The sequence below is a fragment of the Aurantiacibacter sp. MUD61 genome (assembly GCF_027912455.1).
GTDB lineage: Bacteria > Pseudomonadota > Alphaproteobacteria > Sphingomonadales > Sphingomonadaceae > Alteraurantiacibacter.
Genome location: NZ_CP115446.1, coordinates 371,595 through 385,499, shown reverse-complemented (window position 1 = coordinate 385,499; position 13,905 = coordinate 371,595). Strand labels below are relative to the sequence as shown.

Below are 13,905 nucleotides of genomic sequence, written 5' to 3'. Positions count from 1 at the left end.
CTGACAAGATAGATCGAAAGGGCAGGGTCAAGCCATCCGGTCGCGTACTGCCATTCGCAATCCTTCGACAAGCTGAACAAGGCTGCCCCTTGCAATGGATGCTGCCAGTCGGCACATCGCCCCAAAGCAATCAGTCCGCTGATTCATCCGTAAATTACGCGAAGGCGAAGGAAGACGTATGTCCGACACTCCCCCAGAATGGCTCGCCCAGTCGATCGACACCCTGCGGCCCGGCCACGGCAAGATCGTGGCGGCTAAGCTTGGCAGTGCGGCATTGCTGGGCAAGGGCGGCTTTACAATGTCCTCTGCCGCTTTCCGCAACAATGGAGAACTCGATCCGTGTTTCACCGCGGATGAGGAAGATGCTGTTGCCCCGCCTGTGGAATGGACCGCGCCGCCTCCCGGCACACAGGAGTTGGTCCTGATCGTTGAGGATGCCGATTTCCAGACGGGCGAACCCTTTTGCCATTGGCTGGTCTGGGGCCTCCCCGGACAGAAGGGCCAGATCCTTGAAGGCGAAGCTCCGCCGCGCGTTGGCAAGAACGCTTTCGGCAATTCGGAATGGCTGCTGCCGGACCCTCCCACGGGCGATAAACCGCACGATTACGTGTTCCAGCTTTTCGCCCTGGACTTGCCCCTGACACTGATGCCGGGGGCGAGTCGCGAGGAGCTTATCGCTGCCATGGAAGGCCATGTGATGGGTTTGGCAATACTTACAGGCACTTATACCCGCGAAGAAGGTGGGGATTACGACTTTGACAGTGAAGACGAAGAAATTTGAACGATGTAGGCTGCTCGCCAGCTATTTTGCTTGAAAGGAAATTTTGAAATGGCTGCCAAAAACAACGCACTGAACAAGCCGGTCAACCTGACGCCAGAGCTTGAAGAAGTGGTCGGCAAGGGTCCGATGACCCGCGCACAGGTCACCAGCAAGGTATGGGATCACATCAAGGCTAACGACCTGCAGGATTCCAAGGATCGTCGTATGATCAATCCCGATGCCAAGCTCGGCAAGGTGATCGGCAACGACCAGATCAGCATGTTCAAGATGACGGGTGCTGTTTCCAAGCACATGAGCTAAGGCTCGAACGTCAATTTGAAACGCAAGCGGGCGGGCGGCGAGCGCTGCTCGCCCGTTTTGCTATCTCTTGTCGTTTAGAGCGCTGGCGCGGCCTCGGAAAGGCCAGTCGACAGCCTCGCTCACCCACAGGGCGAGCCAGATGATCAGCGGCTGCGCCATCATGCGCGGTATGTGATAGGCAAGGCCCCAGCCGCCATCGGGGCGGGCCAAATCCATCATCATGTGATTGAGATTGGCGGGCCAGACGCACAGCGCATAAAGCGCAAGGCCGATACCGCCGGTAATTCGCAATGGTTGCGACCACGGCTGCAGCAAAGCCAGCGCACCGGCTATTTCGGCAATACCGGTCCCAAGCACGACCGCCTCAGGGCGGGGCACCCAGTCCGGCGTGATGAGCAGGAAAGGCTCCGGATTGACGATATGGCGATAGCCCGCATAGGCGTAGAACACCGCCAGCAGGATACGCAGCGTGGCGCGGATCATGTGTTATTGCGCCTCGCGCTCGGAGAAATCGGCGTCGGGGTCGATAATGTCGCACGCATAATCGTCTGCCGGACGGAAGCTCCACAAGGCTAGTTGCACTACCGGCTGCTGCCAGATTTCCCTTACGGTCACGCCGGGCATCAAACGGCAGACACTGGTGCGGCTCGGCCCCTGGCCGAAATCGACAATCAGCGCCGCGTACTCAAGCGTTTCGGGATATGCGCTGCGCACCGTCAGCGAGATTGCGCCGCGATCGAACGCTCCGAATTCGAACAGCACTTCTCCTGGCCCCAGTTCCTCAAGCCGGGCCTCATCTCCCGTCCGGCGCAATTCTGGGACCAGCGCGCCGTCCATCGAGACCAATTCAACAACCAGTGCTTCACCCGGAGTGATCAATATATTCCCATCCACGACCCATGGCAGCGTCATGTCGGCTGGGATGCGGTGCGTCTGGCCATCGGGCCCTTCGATCAGGAATTCACTGATCTCTCGGCATGCATTCGCCTCTGCGCACGGATCGGCCGCGTCCTGCGCGTTCGCGGGCAGCGCGGCAAAAGTGCCGAGCGTTGCGGCCAGCATGACGCCAATTCGGGACAAGGTTTTCATCGGTAAAGCCTGCGCTGCAAGCGGAGCTCGGTCAAGCCGCGCTACCGCCACCTTGCGGGCTCCAACCCTCCGGTGCGAGCGTAAAGCCGGAGAATTCGAAACCGGGCGATACGACGCAGGACACAAGCGTGAAATCGAATGGACCCGGCACGGGCCGAGCGGCCTGCCATTCGTGTGGCGCGATGACGTGTTGCGCCACATGATCTCCGGTCAAGTCGGGACCCAGCACCACTGAACTCACTTCGCTGGTGCTCGGCGTGTTCAGCGACAGTTCCAGCGGGTTCCCCGCATGCCAGAGCCAGATCTCAGCAGCATCCACCCGGTGCCAATGGGATGACTGGTGGCTTTCGAGCAGGAAATGGATGAGCGTACCGCTCGCGCGTTCGCCTTCGTCGGCTGGCGCACGCCACGTCTCCTTGTACCATCCTCCTTCCGGGTGCGGTTGGAGATCGAGCTTTGCGATCAGTTCGCTGGCCTTGGTCATCGGCTTGTCCCTAGCGCGCATTTGCCAGAACGGCATAGTTGCGCGCTATCCCTACAGGAGTTTCCCGAATGCGCCACTTGTCCATGCTCGCCATCACTACCGCGCTCTCCGCAATGCTCGTCGGAACGCCTGCATTTGCCCAGGATACGCCGGAGGAGGTCGCCGCCGCAGCTCTGGAAGCCTCGCCGGTGTGGGATGGCCACAACGATGTTCCGGGACGGCTGCGCGGGCAGTTCGGCAATGTGATCGGCGATTTCGATTTCCACGATACGCTGGAAGGCGACGAATGGACGCCGGGTCAAATGCACACCGATCTGCAGCGCCTGCGAGAGGGCCGCGTTGGCGCGCAATGGTGGTCTGTGTGGATTTCGACCTCGCTGGAAGAGCCGGAGGCGGTGCAGGTCACACTCGAGCAAATCGATGTCACCCACCGCCTGATCGCGGCATTCCCGGACGATCTGGCGCTTGCGCTGACTGCGGATGATGTCGAAGCCGCCATGGCCGAGGGGCGTATCGCCTCCCTGATCGGCATGGAAGGCGGGCATTCGATCGGGTCGAGCCTGTCCGTGCTGCGGCAGATGTACGATCTGGGCGCGCGCTATATGACCATTACGCACAATCTCAACACTCCGTGGGCCGACAGCGCGACGGACGCGCCCGAACACGGCGGCCTCACCGAATTCGGCATCACGGTTGTGCAGGAAATGGCAAGGCTCGGCATGCTGATCGATCTCAGCCATGTGTCCGAGGATACGATGCACGATACGCTCGATGCGACTGGCGCGCCGGTGATCTTCAGTCATTCGGGCGTGCGCGCCGTCAACGGCCATGCCCGCAATGTGCCGGACGGCGTGCTTCAGCGTTTGCCAGAGAATGGCGGTATCGTGATGGTCGTCGGCCTTCCGGGCTATCTGAGCGAGGAGCAGCGCATCTGGTATGCCGCGAGGCAGGCGGAGCAGGCGCGCCTCGAGGCGTGGTGGCAAGGCCGCCCCGATCTCGTCGAATCCGGAATGGAAGAATGGGACCAAGCAAACGCCATGCCGGAGGCGACGATTTCCGACTGGGCCGACCACATCGATCACGTGCGCGATGTTGCGGGCATCGATCATATCGGTATCGGCGGCGATTACGACGGGATGCGCAGTGGCCCCGTGGGTGCGGAGGATGTGACCGGTTACCCGCCCTTGTTCACCGAGCTGGCGCGGCGCGGATACTCGCAGGCTGATCTGGAAATGATCGCGTTCGGCAACATGATGCGCGTGATGCGGGAGGCGGAGGCTTATGCCGCTTCACAGGCAGAAGTGCCGCCGTATGAGAGCGATGTTCGAGCGGAAGCAAGCTAGAACATTAAATGCGGACTGGAGGGGCGCGTGGCAGCGACTGAGATACCGGAAACCGAATTCGGATTTATTCACGAGCCGATGGGGCCTCCCGCAGAAGCGTGGTTCGCTTTGATCTCCCAGATGCTGATCGTTTGCGTGATCCTTGCGCTAACATTTGCCTTTTTTATGCGGCGGCGGCGACTAGCGGCAGAGGCGCGGGCAGCTTTGCTGCGGCTGCGGCTCCTGCAGCTGAAATACCTTGCCGCGCTGGCAGTACTTATTGGCGCGAGCATGACCGGATTGCTGGTCTATCGCGCCCTGATCAACGCCGCGGTCGCGGGTAGAGGAATGGACGCAGCACTCGGTCCGCTGGCTGAAAGTCTTTTTTGGGTCATTACCGGAGTTATGATCGCAGCTTTCGGCGTCCTTTGCATGCTGCTCATGCTCTGGCGCGGCCGCGACCTTATGCCGCCGGACGATAAAACCGCTTAGTCGTCTTTCATGGGGTCATGACCCCAGTTCATCAGTGAATAGCGCCAGTCCGAATTCTCGATGTCGCCATCCGGCCGCTGCGCCGTGTGCCGGTTCACATAGCCGACGACCTTTTGCATGTGCTCATACTGACTATCGGTCAGATCATCCTTGTCGGTGCGCTTGATCTCGACAATGCGGCGGCCCGAGCGGTGCCCGGTGCTCTCGCCATCATCATTGTCCCCGACCGATTTCGATTCCTCAGTGTCCAGCCATTCTTCCAGCTCTTTGGGCTGCATGTTCACAGCATCATAAAAGTCGGAATAGACCTCGTCCTTTTTGTCATCGTCCATCAGTCGTCTGCCTTTTCCGGCAGATCGTCATGATCGGTCGATGCCATTTTCTCGAGCTCCTCTTCGGACATGCTGTCATACATATCCTTCGAAGCACCTTGGAGATCGGACACCTTGGTGTCGCCGCGCTTGGCAGAAAGGGCGGCGCCCGCCGCTTTCTGCTGCGCTTCGCTGTAAGCTTTCGGCATCAGTCCTTGTCCCAATCGGACAGTTCGCTGCCGCGCTTCAGCACTTCATCGCCATCTTCCTGCTTGATCAGGTAAGCGGGGTTGTCCTCATCACCGTCCTTGGTGACTTCGGAGCCTTGCAGGGTACGGGTGACTTCACGCTCGAAGCGCTCTTTCACCTGGCCGTGGCCTTCGCCGTCGCCCCAGTTCCATTTCACATATTGATCGGTCTGGTAGCTGTTTGAATTGCTCATCGTTCGAGGTTCCTTGTGCGTCCCGTCCCCGATCCCTGAAAGCAATTATTCGGTTGTATCTGTTCCCAGCACTTCTTCGTCATCGGGCGTTACCACGGCATCGTCTGCCAGCGTGTCGTCTTCGCTGACCACCGGCTCACCTTCAGGATCGTTCTCGAATTCCTGCGTGCCGGACATGGTGATTTCTTCTTCGGCATCGCCCTGCGAAAATGCACCGAAAATCCAGATGGCCGACATAAGCGCGAGCGCTGCCAGCAGGCTAACGGCGAGGATCCAGCGGAGATGCCCGGTCGACTGTGCGGCCATGGCGTCATCATCCTCAATGTGGATTTCTTCGCCTTTTTTATAACTCATTGTCTTGCCTTCCGTCTCAAATACAGACCCGGTTTCGATACGGGTCGCAATGTCAAAAGTTCCTATACGGGACCAAAGCCCGTGGCGCACCTTTATTCGCGCAGCAATTCGTTAATGCCGGTCTTTGCGCGTGTTTGCGCATCGACGGTCTTCACGATGACGGCGCAATAGAGGCTGGGGCCAAGTGTCCCGTCGGGCAGCGGCTTGCCGGGAAGCGAGCCGGGCACCACCACCGCATAGGGCGGCACTTCACCGCGGTGAATTTCGCCTGTCGCCCGGTCGACGATCTTGGTCGATGCCCCGAGGTATACGCCCATGGAAAGCACGGCGCCTTCGCCAACGCGAACGCCCTCGGCAACTTCGGCGCGGGCACCGATGAAGGCACCATCTCCGATGATGACTGGCTCGGCCTGCAAAGGTTCGAGCACGCCGCCGATCCCCGCGCCGCCGGAAATGTGCACATTCTTGCCGATCTGCGCACAGGAGCCGACAGTGGCCCAGGTATCGACCATCGTGCCTTCATCGACGTACGCGCCGATGTTCACGAAACTCGGCATCAGCACCACGCCGGGCGCAATATAGGAGCCGCGCCGCGCGACGGCTCCGGGCACGACGCGAAAGCCTGCTTCGCTGAAACGATCTTTGCCCCATCCGGCGAATTTGGATGCGACTTTGTCAAAGGCTGCTGTGCCTGCGGAGCCGCCTTCCATCACCCGGTTATCATGCAGGCGGAAAGACAGCAGCACAGCTTTCTTCAGCCATTGGTTGACTTGCCATGCGCCATCTGCGCCCGGCTCTGCGACGCGCGCCTCACCGCTGTCGAGCATCTCGATGGCGCTATCGACTGTGCGGCGAACATCCGCATCTGCTGGCGTGATTTCGCTGCGCCGTTCCCAGGCTTCTTCAATAGCAGATACCAATTCGGCGCTCATCACATGTCTCCTTCGCTTTACGCTGCGGCTAGCTGCTCTGTGATCCATGCACAAGGCTTTGGAGAGCGGCAGTTTGCAGAGCAGTTGCGTGTGACCGGCGTGCCCGCAGTAGTTTTCCGGCAAATGGCTGTTAAGACGGGATTAGGCATCCGCTTGATAGCGAGATTGCCAGAAAGGAAGGTGCGGGTTGGGAAAGTCTGGGAGCAAGGCGGTTGCCGGCAAGCTAGATAGAGCAGCCATCCTCGTCGCTTTTGCGCTCCTTTCAGCCTGTGGTGGAGGTGGCGGCGGACCAATCGTGCGAGCACCCGGACCGACGCCGACGCCGACATCGACGCCTACCCCCACGCCGACGCCTACTCCGACCCCCACTCCTACGCCGCCTACATCGGGCTTCCCTGTCGCGGCAGTCCCGTTCGCATTCAACACGCAGGAATTCCGCAATTCGGACGGGCCGGGTCAGCACAATGCCGCCAGCGCCTGGACGCGCGGGGCGACAGGAGACGGCGTGACAATCGCCGTGGTCGATACCGGTATCGACCCCGACAGTCCTGAGTTTGCCGGACGGCTATCACCCGCATCGACCGATATTGTCGGCAGTCGCAGCATCGAAGGGCCGGACGATCACGGCACACTTGTGTCTCTTGTCGCTGCCGCTGCGCGTGACAATTCAGGCATTCTCGGCATAGCCTTTGATTCCACGATCCTTGCCATTCGAGCGGATGCGGAGGGGTCATGCACCGCCAATGGCCTGGATGCAGAGCTGACCTGCGAATTCTTTGACAGCGATATCGCCTCCTCGATTGATTATGCAGTCGCCAACGATGCCAAGGTGATCAATATCTCGCTGGGCGGTGCGGGCGGCATTTCGAACAATCTGCGCAATTCCATCACTGCGGCGGTCGATGCAGGCGTGCTGATCGTGGTTGCTGCAGGCAATGACGGTGCGGCGCAGCTCGACGGATTTGGCGAACAATTCGCCAATGCCGGGAATGGCGGCGTGCTGATCGTCGGATCGGTCGATGCGGATTATCAGGCTTCCGATTTCAGCAACCGGGCAGGCGACAACCCGCAATTCTACCTTTCGGCGCGCGGGGAGCGCATTTGCTGCGTCTATCGCGATGGTGAAATCTTCGTGGATGAAGAAGGCTTCGTCTTTCTCTTTTCCGGGACCAGTTTTGCCGCACCGCAAGTGGCAGGGGCTGCTGCCCTGCTGGCGCAGGCTTTTCCGCATCTGACCGGGCGAGAGATTGCAGAAATCCTGCTCGAAAGCGCGTTCGACGCTGGAGCCTCCGGTCCCGATGCGATCTACGGGCGCGGTATTCTGGATATTGCGGCCGCCTTCCAGCCAAGCGGCACGACCAGCATCGCTGGTGAACGCATCGCGCTTTCCCTTGGCGATGGCACGGGCGTCTCTTCTCCCGCTATGGGCGATGCTTTTGCCAGGGCCACTTTGCCGACGCTGATCACTGACCGATACCAGCGTGCTTTCTCGACTGATCTGGCCAGCACGCTACGCGCAGCAGAGCAGCCGCAGCGCTTGCGCGGCGCGCTCGCTTCACAGCAGCGGGTGCTTGGCGGCAGCGCAGGGACAGCAAGCGTGGCATTCACCATCGATGCGACCCGCCAGGCACCGCCGCGTGCAGAAGCTCTGCAACTGACCGATGAGCAAGCGGCGCAGGCTGAAGTGCTCGCCGCGCGCGTCGCCATGCAGATCGCGCCGCAGACGCAGATCGGTGTCGCTTACAGGCAGGATGCAGGCGGGCTGGTCGCTGGCTTGCAGGGGCAGGATCGCCCCGCCTTCATGATTGCAGGCAATTCGCGCGGGGATGATGGCATGCTGACGCGCAACGATGCCGCCTTCGCGCTACGCCAACAGATGGGCCAGTGGGGCCTGACCGTCAGCGCGCAAACCGGATCGACCTTTACTGCCGCATCCGTACGGCGTGCAGCGGAACTGCGCGGGCGGCGGGCTTCTGAAGATGTGACGAGTTTCGCCATCGCGCTCGATCGCCGCTTCGGCTCTTTCGATACCGCGCTAGGGCTGACGATGACGGCGGAGGATCGCACAATCCTTGGCGGACGCATGCACGAAGGGTTCGGGTTGCAGGGCGCAAATACCGTCTTTGGCGATGTCGATGTTGGCTGGCGGCTCGCAGATCGCTGGCGGCTGGGCGCAGCATTCCGGCAGGGTATGACGGATGTTCGCGATGCACCTCTGGTGGCCGATGACTCCCGCCTGCTAAGCAATGCATGGTCGATCGATCTCGAAAGAACGCAGCTTTTCAGTGACGATGATCGGATCGCTCTGCGCTTTTCGCAACCGCTTCGCGTGGCGGACGGCGGGCTGAACCTCCGCCTGCCATCAAGCTTCAGCTACGAAACGCTCACGCCCGATTACACTGTGCGCACGCTTCTGCTCTCGCCAGAAGGCCGCGAACTTGTTGGCGAAGTGGCGTGGCGCGGGCGATTGTGGGGTGGCTCTGCCGCTGGCAGCCTGTTTTACCGGCACGAGCCCGGCCATTTCGAAAACGCGCCTGCCGATATCGGCGTGGCCATTCGCTGGAGCCGCGGTTTCTAGGCGCCGCCTACCATGAGATTGCGGGTGAAATCGACCAGTCCCGTCTGGCGCGCGCGGCGCATGCGCTCTGCATCGAGGATGGTCTTCACCTTCGTGAAACACGCGTCGATATCGTCATTCACGACGACGTAGTCGTAGCCGTCCCAGTGGCTGATCTCATTGCGCGCCCGCGCCATGCGTCCAGCGATCACATCATCGCTATCGGTGCCGCGACCGCGCAGGCGGCCTTCCAGCTCTTCAATGCTCGGCGGGAGGAGGAAAACGCGCACCACGTCGGTCTCCATGCGCTGGTAGAGCTGCTGGGTGCCTTGCCAGTCGATATCGAACAGGAAATCGCGTCCTTCTTTCAGGCCCGCTTTGATCTGCGCTTTGGGAGTGCCGTAATTGTTGCCGAAGACCTTGGCCCATTCGACCAGCTCTCCGGCTTCCACCATGCGAGCAAACTCGGGCTGGTCGACGAAATAGTAGTCAACGCCGTTGACCTCGCCCGGCCGCGGAGGGCGCGTGGTGACGGAGACCGACATGGCAATCTCGCCATCTTCGGCCAGCAATCGGCGCGCGATAGTGGTTTTCCCCGTGCCTGAAGGCGAGGAAAGGATGAACATCACACCGCGGCGGTGAAGATTTTGCGATTCTTCCATGCCCAGCAATTGGCCGAAGGCTAGCAGTCGATCAAGCCTTAGGGATTAATCCCCTCAGGCGCGTTCATCTTCGGCGGCCATGTCTCGAATCGTTTGATTGCCTTCGCGCACAGCCTGACGGCGGCGCTGGCTACGGTCGAAAAGCGTTTTGACCACAAGCCCACTGGCCACTAGCGCTGCACCGGGAATGGAACGGGTCGCGACCTTGGTGATCGCATAAGCTGCCAGCGTATTGATAGTGGAACGGTTCTCCACCGCATCCTTTGCGAGCTCGCGCCCGTATTGCTTGCCGAGGATCGCCTTTTCCACCGTCATGCGCGAAATCCGCCCGACGCTGCGCAGGATGATATCGTTGATCAGGATATTGGTCGCTGGATTGGGGCTGGGACCGGGGACGGCGGTCTGCGTTGGATCCACAGCCTCCGGCGCGCGTGACGTATTGTCGAGCGCTGTATCGGTGATGTGCTCTTCAGGAAGTCCTGACACTGGCTGATGCTCCCGCTTGCGGGGCATACGTGGCCCCGTGCCTATTTCTTCCGGCCGAAATCGACCGTCACGACGTTTGAACCGTCTTCACTATGAGCAATGTCTGATGCGTCGCCTTGTTCCGCATCGCCGCTGCCATCGTTCTCCGCATCTTCGTGCTCGGTTGGTTCGACGTCCTCGACAGAGGCCTGAAATTGCAGGCCAAAATCGACAGCCGGATCAACGAAGGCGGTGATGGCAGAGAAGGGGATCGAAAGCTTGGACGGGATCTGGTTGAAGCTGAGCCCGACCGAAAAGCCCGTGTCCGTCACGTTCAAATCCCAGAACTTGTTCTGCAGCACGATGGTCATTTCATCGGGGAAACGCTCATGCAGGCTGGCGGGGATGTCTACACCGGGAGCCGCAGTCTTGAACGTAATGTAGAAATGATGGCTACCGGGAAGCGTGCCGCCCGTTTCCTCTATCGAACCAAGCACCCGGCCAACCACGGCGCGCAGGGCTTCCTGCACGATTTCATCGTAGGGGATCATGCTATCGGGCGTATCGTCGCTCATAGGCAGATAGGTGGCGGCGGCGAGGGTGCAGGTCAAGCCGCAAATCATCGGCAATCCCCGTCCGCACGGTCTTTTGTCGGCTTGCGCCGAGCACTGATCCGCCTATAGGCTCAACCTTATGCGCACAGGCAAAATAGAGCGGAATACGAAGGAAACCAAAATCCTGGTCGAGGTAAATCTCGACGGGACGGGGACCTATGACATTTCCACAGGGATCGGCTTTCTCGATCACATGGTCGAGCAATTCAGCCGCCATTCGCTGATCGACGTTACGATGACCGTCGATGGTGACCTGCATATCGACCAGCACCACACGACAGAAGACAGCGCGCTCGCACTGGGTCAGGCGCTGGCAGAAGCGCTGGGCGATAAGGGCGGCATCGGTCGCTACGGGGAAGCGCATTCGCCGATGGATGAAACGCTGAGCCGCGTCGTTGTCGACATTTCTGGCCGCCCGTGGTGCGTGTTCAAGGCGCGCTTCACGCAGGAAAAGCTTGGCGAATGGGATACAGAGCTCATCGAGCACTGGTTCCAATCGGTGGCGCAGACCGCCGGGCTGACGCTGCATATCCAGCAGCTGTACGGTTCAAACAATCACCACATCTGCGAAAGTATCTACAAGGGCTTTGCCCGCGCCATGCGGCAGGCGGTAGAGCTCGATGCGCGCAAAGGCGGCGCCGTGCCGTCTACCAAGGGGCAGCTCGGTGGCTGAAGTCATCGTCGCAGCCCAAGGCGATGGATATAGCTTCAATCGTGTATGTGATTTCCTCCGACGGCAAGGCGCGCGCCGCGATCACGAGCAGGAAGGCATGACTTTAGCTGGTGCTATCACCGACCAGTTTTGGATGACGTTCACCATGCATAATGGAGAGCGGGTAGAGGTTTGCTTTGATGGCTTCCTCGGCACTAGCCTCAGCGGCGACGCGGCTGTGATTGAGCCCTTGGCTGATGCGTACGCGAAGGATCATAGCAATGGCTGAAGCCATCGCCTTGATCGATTACGGTGCAGGCAATCTTCATTCGGTCCACAACGCGCTGAAAGCGGCGGGGGCCGAGCATATTGCCGTTACCGATGATCCCAATCTCGTGCGCGGCGCGAAGCGTATCGTGCTGCCGGGCGTCGGTGCTTTCGGCGCTTGCAGGAACGGCCTCTGGGCGATCCCTGGCATGGTCGAGGCGCTCAATGCACGTGTGATCGAAGACGGCGTGCCTTTCCTCGGCATTTGTGTCGGCATGCAATTGCTTGCGAGCCGCGGACTGGAACACGGCGTGCATGAGGGGCTCGACTGGATACCGGGTGAGGTCAGACTCATCGAACGCACCGATCCGAACATCAAGGTGCCGCACATGGGGTGGAACGATGTGGTCCATGCTCATCACGGCGATGGCAGCGAGCTGGTGGACGAAGGCGAGGCCTATTTCCTCCATTCCTACCATTTCCAGCCTGATAATGGCCGAGACATCGCAGCGATGACAGATCATGGCGGCGGCCTTGTCGCGGCGGTGGCGCGGGACAATATCCTCGGCGTGCAATTTCACCCTGAAAAAAGCCAGCGCTATGGGCTGGACCTGCTCGGCCGCTTCCTGGAGTGGAAACCATGATCATTTTTCCGGCAATCGACCTGAAAGGCGGCGAAGTCGTGCGGCTGGCCGAAGGCGATATGGACCGCGCCACCGTCTATGGAGACAATCCCGCGGCCCAGGCGATGCTGTTCGCAGAAGCCGGAGCCGAGCATGTCCATGTCGTCGATCTGGATGGCAGCTTTGCCGGTGAAACCAAGAACCGCGAGGCGGTGGAAGCGATTGTCGAGGCCTTTCCCGGCTATGTGCAGCTGGGCGGCGGCATTCGCGATGCGGCGGGCGTGGAAGGCTGGTTCAACCTTGGCGTGGCGCGCATCGTGATGGGCTCCGCCGCGCTCAAAAACCCTGAATTCGTGAAGGAAATGGCGCGCGAGTGGGAAGGTGGCATCGTTGTCGCTGTGGACGCGCGCGATGGCATGGTTGCAACCGAGGGCTGGGCCGAAGTCTCCGACGTCCCGGTCGAGGACATGGCCCGCCGGTTCGAGGATGCAGGCGTTGCCAGCCTTCTGTTCACCGATATCGGGCGCGACGGCCTGCTGAAGGGCTGCAACGTGCAGGCAACGGTCGAACTGGCGCGCAGCGTGGACATCCCGGTGATTGCCAGCGGCGGCGTGAAGGGGCTGGACGATATCCACATGCTCGCGCTGCAGGCGGACCAGGGCATCGAGGGCGTGATTACGGGGCGGGCACTGTATGAAGGCCGCCTGGATCTGGCGACGGCCATTGCGATGGCGAACCGGCAATGACCGTCCGCATCCGTGTCATCCCTTGTCTCGACGTCGCCGATGGGCGCGTTGTGAAGGGTGTCAATTTCGTCGATCTCAAGGATGCGGGCGATCCGGTGGAGCAGGCGCAGGCCTATGACGCTGCAGGAGCGGACGAGCTTTGCTTTCTCGATATTTCGGCGAGCCATGAAGGGCGCGGAACACTGCTCGATATCGTGCGGCGCACGGCGGAGGTGTGCTTTATGCCGCTAACCGTGGGCGGCGGCGTTTGTAGCGTTGAGGATGCGCGCAAGCTGCTCCTCGCTGGCGCAGACAAGGTTGCGGTGAACTCTGCCGCGGTGAAGCGACCCGAGATAATGGCCGATATCGCGGACAGGATGGGCAGCCAGTGCGCGGTAGCCTCGGTCGATGCGCGCAAGGTCGCTGACGGTCGATGGGAAATCTTTACCCATGGCGGCAGGCGCGAAACGGGCATCGATGCTTTGGAGCACGCGGTGAAGCTGGCAGAGCTTGGCGCGGGCGAATTGCTCGTCACCAGCATGGATGGCGATGGGACGCAGGCGGGCTACGATCTGGAGCTCACTCGCACCATCGCCGATGCCGTGAGTGTGCCGGTCGTCGCGAGCGGCGGAGTCGGCAATTTGCAGCATCTGGTTGAAGGCGTGACCGAGGGCGGTGCGAGCGCGGTGCTCGCAGCGAGTATTTTTCACTTCGGTACGCACACAATTGCGGAGGCGCATGCGGCCCTGCGCGCTGCAGGCTTGCCCGCACGAAGCAGCTGATAAGGCGCGCTGAATCACCGGCCACTGGCGCTTGTTCCGAGGCGCGTTTGA

General features: G+C 60.8%; 21 protein-coding genes. 10 read left to right on the top strand and 11 right to left on the bottom strand.

Features of this window, described 5'->3' with window-relative positions; translation table 11 throughout:
- The first annotated feature begins 178 nt into the window (after positions 1–178).
- Positions 179–781 (top strand): YbhB/YbcL family Raf kinase inhibitor-like protein, encoded by a 603-nt coding sequence (locus tag O2N64_RS01805; RefSeq protein ID WP_271078588.1) that lies wholly within the window; start codon positions 179–181, stop codon positions 779–781.
- Between the two features lie 48 nt (positions 782–829).
- Positions 830–1,081 carry an SWIB/MDM2 domain-containing protein gene (locus tag O2N64_RS01800; RefSeq protein WP_197920530.1) on the top strand — a complete coding sequence of 84 codons (252 nt, stop codon included), beginning with the start codon at positions 830–832 and terminating at the stop codon, positions 1,079–1,081.
- Positions 1,082–1,141: 60 nt separating this feature from the next.
- Here O2N64_RS01800 and O2N64_RS01795 read toward each other — a convergent pair whose 3' ends face one another.
- From O2N64_RS01795 to O2N64_RS01785, 3 genes are read right to left on the bottom strand one after another with little or no spacing between them, the layout of a single operon-like run.
- Positions 1,142–1,564, bottom strand: coding sequence for a DoxX family protein (locus tag O2N64_RS01795; protein WP_271078587.1), 423 nt, complete (start codon positions 1,562–1,564; stop codon positions 1,142–1,144).
- A 3-nt stretch (positions 1,565–1,567) separates the two neighbouring features.
- Positions 1,568–2,170 carry a hypothetical protein gene (locus O2N64_RS01790; protein ID WP_271078586.1) on the bottom strand — a complete coding sequence of 201 codons (603 nt, stop codon included), beginning with the start codon at positions 2,168–2,170 and terminating at the stop codon, positions 1,568–1,570.
- Positions 2,171–2,201: 31 nt separating this feature from the next.
- The gene (locus tag O2N64_RS01785) at positions 2,202–2,654 is read right to left on the bottom strand and encodes a cupin domain-containing protein (protein ID WP_271078585.1); all 453 of its coding nucleotides are present in this window, start codon (positions 2,652–2,654) and stop codon (positions 2,202–2,204) included.
- Positions 2,655–2,722: 68 nt separating this feature from the next.
- Here O2N64_RS01785 and O2N64_RS01780 point away from each other — a divergent pair, with 68 nt between their 5' ends.
- Together O2N64_RS01780 and O2N64_RS01775 are read left to right on the top strand one after the other, a co-directional pair.
- Positions 2,723–3,997: a dipeptidase gene (locus O2N64_RS01780; protein ID WP_442866739.1), complete on the top strand. Its 1,275-nt coding sequence runs from the start codon at positions 2,723–2,725 to the stop codon at positions 3,995–3,997.
- 27 nt (positions 3,998–4,024) lie between these two features.
- Positions 4,025–4,468 carry a hypothetical protein gene (locus tag O2N64_RS01775; protein WP_271078584.1) on the top strand — a complete coding sequence of 148 codons (444 nt, stop codon included), beginning with the start codon at positions 4,025–4,027 and terminating at the stop codon, positions 4,466–4,468.
- Here O2N64_RS01775 and O2N64_RS01770 read toward each other — a convergent pair.
- From O2N64_RS01770 to dapD, 5 genes are all read right to left on the bottom strand, one after another.
- Positions 4,465–4,800, bottom strand: a complete 336-nt coding sequence (locus tag O2N64_RS01770) for a DUF3140 domain-containing protein (protein ID WP_271078583.1) — start codon at positions 4,798–4,800, stop codon at positions 4,465–4,467. The two genes, O2N64_RS01775 and O2N64_RS01770, sit on opposite strands and share 4 nt — an antisense overlap.
- Positions 4,800–4,988: a DUF3008 family protein gene (locus O2N64_RS01765; protein ID WP_271078582.1), complete on the bottom strand. Its 189-nt coding sequence runs from the start codon at positions 4,986–4,988 to the stop codon at positions 4,800–4,802. Before O2N64_RS01765 ends, O2N64_RS01770 begins: the two co-directional genes overlap by 1 nt.
- Positions 4,988–5,221, bottom strand: coding sequence for a DUF2945 domain-containing protein (locus O2N64_RS01760; RefSeq protein WP_271078581.1), 234 nt, complete (start codon positions 5,219–5,221; stop codon positions 4,988–4,990). Before O2N64_RS01760 ends, O2N64_RS01765 begins: the two co-directional genes overlap by 1 nt.
- A 45-nt stretch (positions 5,222–5,266) precedes the next feature.
- Positions 5,267–5,575, bottom strand: a complete 309-nt coding sequence (locus O2N64_RS01755; RefSeq protein WP_271078580.1) for a hypothetical protein — start codon at positions 5,573–5,575, stop codon at positions 5,267–5,269.
- A 92-nt stretch (positions 5,576–5,667) separates the two neighbouring features.
- Positions 5,668–6,507, bottom strand: coding sequence for a 2,3,4,5-tetrahydropyridine-2,6-dicarboxylate N-succinyltransferase (gene dapD, locus O2N64_RS01750; RefSeq protein ID WP_271078579.1), 840 nt, complete (start codon positions 6,505–6,507; stop codon positions 5,668–5,670).
- Between the two features lie 295 nt (positions 6,508–6,802).
- On the opposite strand from dapD, the gene O2N64_RS01745 reads away from it, so the two are divergent.
- Positions 6,803–9,085, top strand: coding sequence for a S8 family peptidase (locus tag O2N64_RS01745; RefSeq protein ID WP_271078578.1), 2,283 nt, complete (start codon positions 6,803–6,805; stop codon positions 9,083–9,085).
- Here O2N64_RS01745 and gmk read toward each other — a convergent pair.
- Genes gmk through O2N64_RS01730 form a run of 3 tightly spaced genes read right to left on the bottom strand, consistent with a single transcriptional unit; the run spans position 9,082 to position 10,766 of the window.
- Positions 9,082–9,726 (bottom strand): guanylate kinase, encoded by a 645-nt coding sequence (gene gmk, locus O2N64_RS01740; protein WP_271078577.1) that lies wholly within the window; start codon positions 9,724–9,726, stop codon positions 9,082–9,084. The two genes, O2N64_RS01745 and gmk, sit on opposite strands and share 4 nt — an antisense overlap.
- Positions 9,727–9,780: 54 nt before the next feature.
- Complete coding sequence (locus tag O2N64_RS01735) at positions 9,781–10,212, bottom strand: hypothetical protein (protein ID WP_271078576.1); 432 nt, start codon at positions 10,210–10,212, stop codon at positions 9,781–9,783.
- Positions 10,213–10,253: 41 nt separating this feature from the next.
- Positions 10,254–10,766 (bottom strand): SspB family protein, encoded by a 513-nt coding sequence (locus O2N64_RS01730; protein WP_271078575.1) that lies wholly within the window; start codon positions 10,764–10,766, stop codon positions 10,254–10,256.
- Positions 10,767–10,884: 118 nt separating this feature from the next.
- Between O2N64_RS01730 and hisB the strand changes: the two genes are divergently transcribed.
- Genes hisB through hisF form a run of 5 tightly spaced genes read left to right on the top strand, consistent with a single transcriptional unit; the run spans position 10,885 to position 13,854 of the window.
- A complete protein-coding gene (hisB, locus tag O2N64_RS01725) occupies positions 10,885–11,478 on the top strand; it encodes an imidazoleglycerol-phosphate dehydratase HisB (RefSeq protein WP_271078574.1) in 594 nt (197 codons plus the stop codon).
- Entirely contained in the window at positions 11,471–11,746 is a 276-nt protein-coding gene (locus O2N64_RS01720; protein ID WP_271078573.1) for a hypothetical protein, read from the top strand. The genes hisB and O2N64_RS01720 overlap by 8 nt, the downstream gene beginning before the upstream one ends.
- The gene (hisH, locus tag O2N64_RS01715) at positions 11,739–12,368 is read left to right on the top strand and encodes an imidazole glycerol phosphate synthase subunit HisH (RefSeq protein ID WP_271078572.1); all 630 of its coding nucleotides are present in this window, start codon (positions 11,739–11,741) and stop codon (positions 12,366–12,368) included. Before O2N64_RS01720 ends, hisH begins: the two co-directional genes overlap by 8 nt.
- On the top strand, positions 12,365–13,093 hold the full coding sequence (gene hisA, locus O2N64_RS01710) for a 1-(5-phosphoribosyl)-5-[(5-phosphoribosylamino)methylideneamino]imidazole-4-carboxamide isomerase (protein ID WP_271078571.1): 729 nt from the start codon (positions 12,365–12,367) through the stop codon (positions 13,091–13,093). Before hisH ends, hisA begins: the two co-directional genes overlap by 4 nt.
- Positions 13,090–13,854: an imidazole glycerol phosphate synthase subunit HisF gene (gene hisF, locus O2N64_RS01705; protein WP_271078570.1), complete on the top strand. Its 765-nt coding sequence runs from the start codon at positions 13,090–13,092 to the stop codon at positions 13,852–13,854. Before hisA ends, hisF begins: the two co-directional genes overlap by 4 nt.
- Positions 13,855–13,905 lie beyond the last annotated feature (51 nt).

Coding starts and splice junctions, on each gene's coding strand:
- hisA (WP_271078571.1), top strand. CDS start 12,365: ATGATCATTTTTCCGGCAATCGACCTGAAAGGCGGCGAAGTCGTGCGG.
- hisF (WP_271078570.1), top strand. CDS start 13,090: ATGACCGTCCGCATCCGTGTCATCCCTTGTCTCGACGTCGCCGATGGG.
- O2N64_RS01770 (WP_271078583.1), bottom strand. CDS start 4,800: ATGGACGATGACAAAAAGGACGAGGTCTATTCCGACTTTTATGATGCT.
- O2N64_RS01760 (WP_271078581.1), bottom strand. CDS start 5,221: ATGAGCAATTCAAACAGCTACCAGACCGATCAATATGTGAAATGGAAC.
- O2N64_RS01795 (WP_271078587.1), bottom strand. CDS start 1,564: ATGATCCGCGCCACGCTGCGTATCCTGCTGGCGGTGTTCTACGCCTAT.
- O2N64_RS01780 (WP_442866739.1), top strand. CDS start 2,723: ATGCGCCACTTGTCCATGCTCGCCATCACTACCGCGCTCTCCGCAATG.
- gmk (WP_271078577.1), bottom strand. CDS start 9,726: ATGGAAGAATCGCAAAATCTTCACCGCCGCGGTGTGATGTTCATCCTT.
- hisB (WP_271078574.1), top strand. CDS start 10,885: ATGCGCACAGGCAAAATAGAGCGGAATACGAAGGAAACCAAAATCCTG.
- hisH (WP_271078572.1), top strand. CDS start 11,739: ATGGCTGAAGCCATCGCCTTGATCGATTACGGTGCAGGCAATCTTCAT.
- O2N64_RS01755 (WP_271078580.1), bottom strand. CDS start 5,575: ATGAGTTATAAAAAAGGCGAAGAAATCCACATTGAGGATGATGACGCC.
- O2N64_RS01805 (WP_271078588.1), top strand. CDS start 179: ATGTCCGACACTCCCCCAGAATGGCTCGCCCAGTCGATCGACACCCTG.
- dapD (WP_271078579.1), bottom strand. CDS start 6,507: ATGAGCGCCGAATTGGTATCTGCTATTGAAGAAGCCTGGGAACGGCGC.
- O2N64_RS01790 (WP_271078586.1), bottom strand. CDS start 2,170: ATGAAAACCTTGTCCCGAATTGGCGTCATGCTGGCCGCAACGCTCGGC.
- O2N64_RS01800 (WP_197920530.1), top strand. CDS start 830: ATGGCTGCCAAAAACAACGCACTGAACAAGCCGGTCAACCTGACGCCA.
- O2N64_RS01765 (WP_271078582.1), bottom strand. CDS start 4,988: ATGCCGAAAGCTTACAGCGAAGCGCAGCAGAAAGCGGCGGGCGCCGCC.
- O2N64_RS01785 (WP_271078585.1), bottom strand. CDS start 2,654: ATGACCAAGGCCAGCGAACTGATCGCAAAGCTCGATCTCCAACCGCAC.
- O2N64_RS01730 (WP_271078575.1), bottom strand. CDS start 10,766: ATGAGCGACGATACGCCCGATAGCATGATCCCCTACGATGAAATCGTG.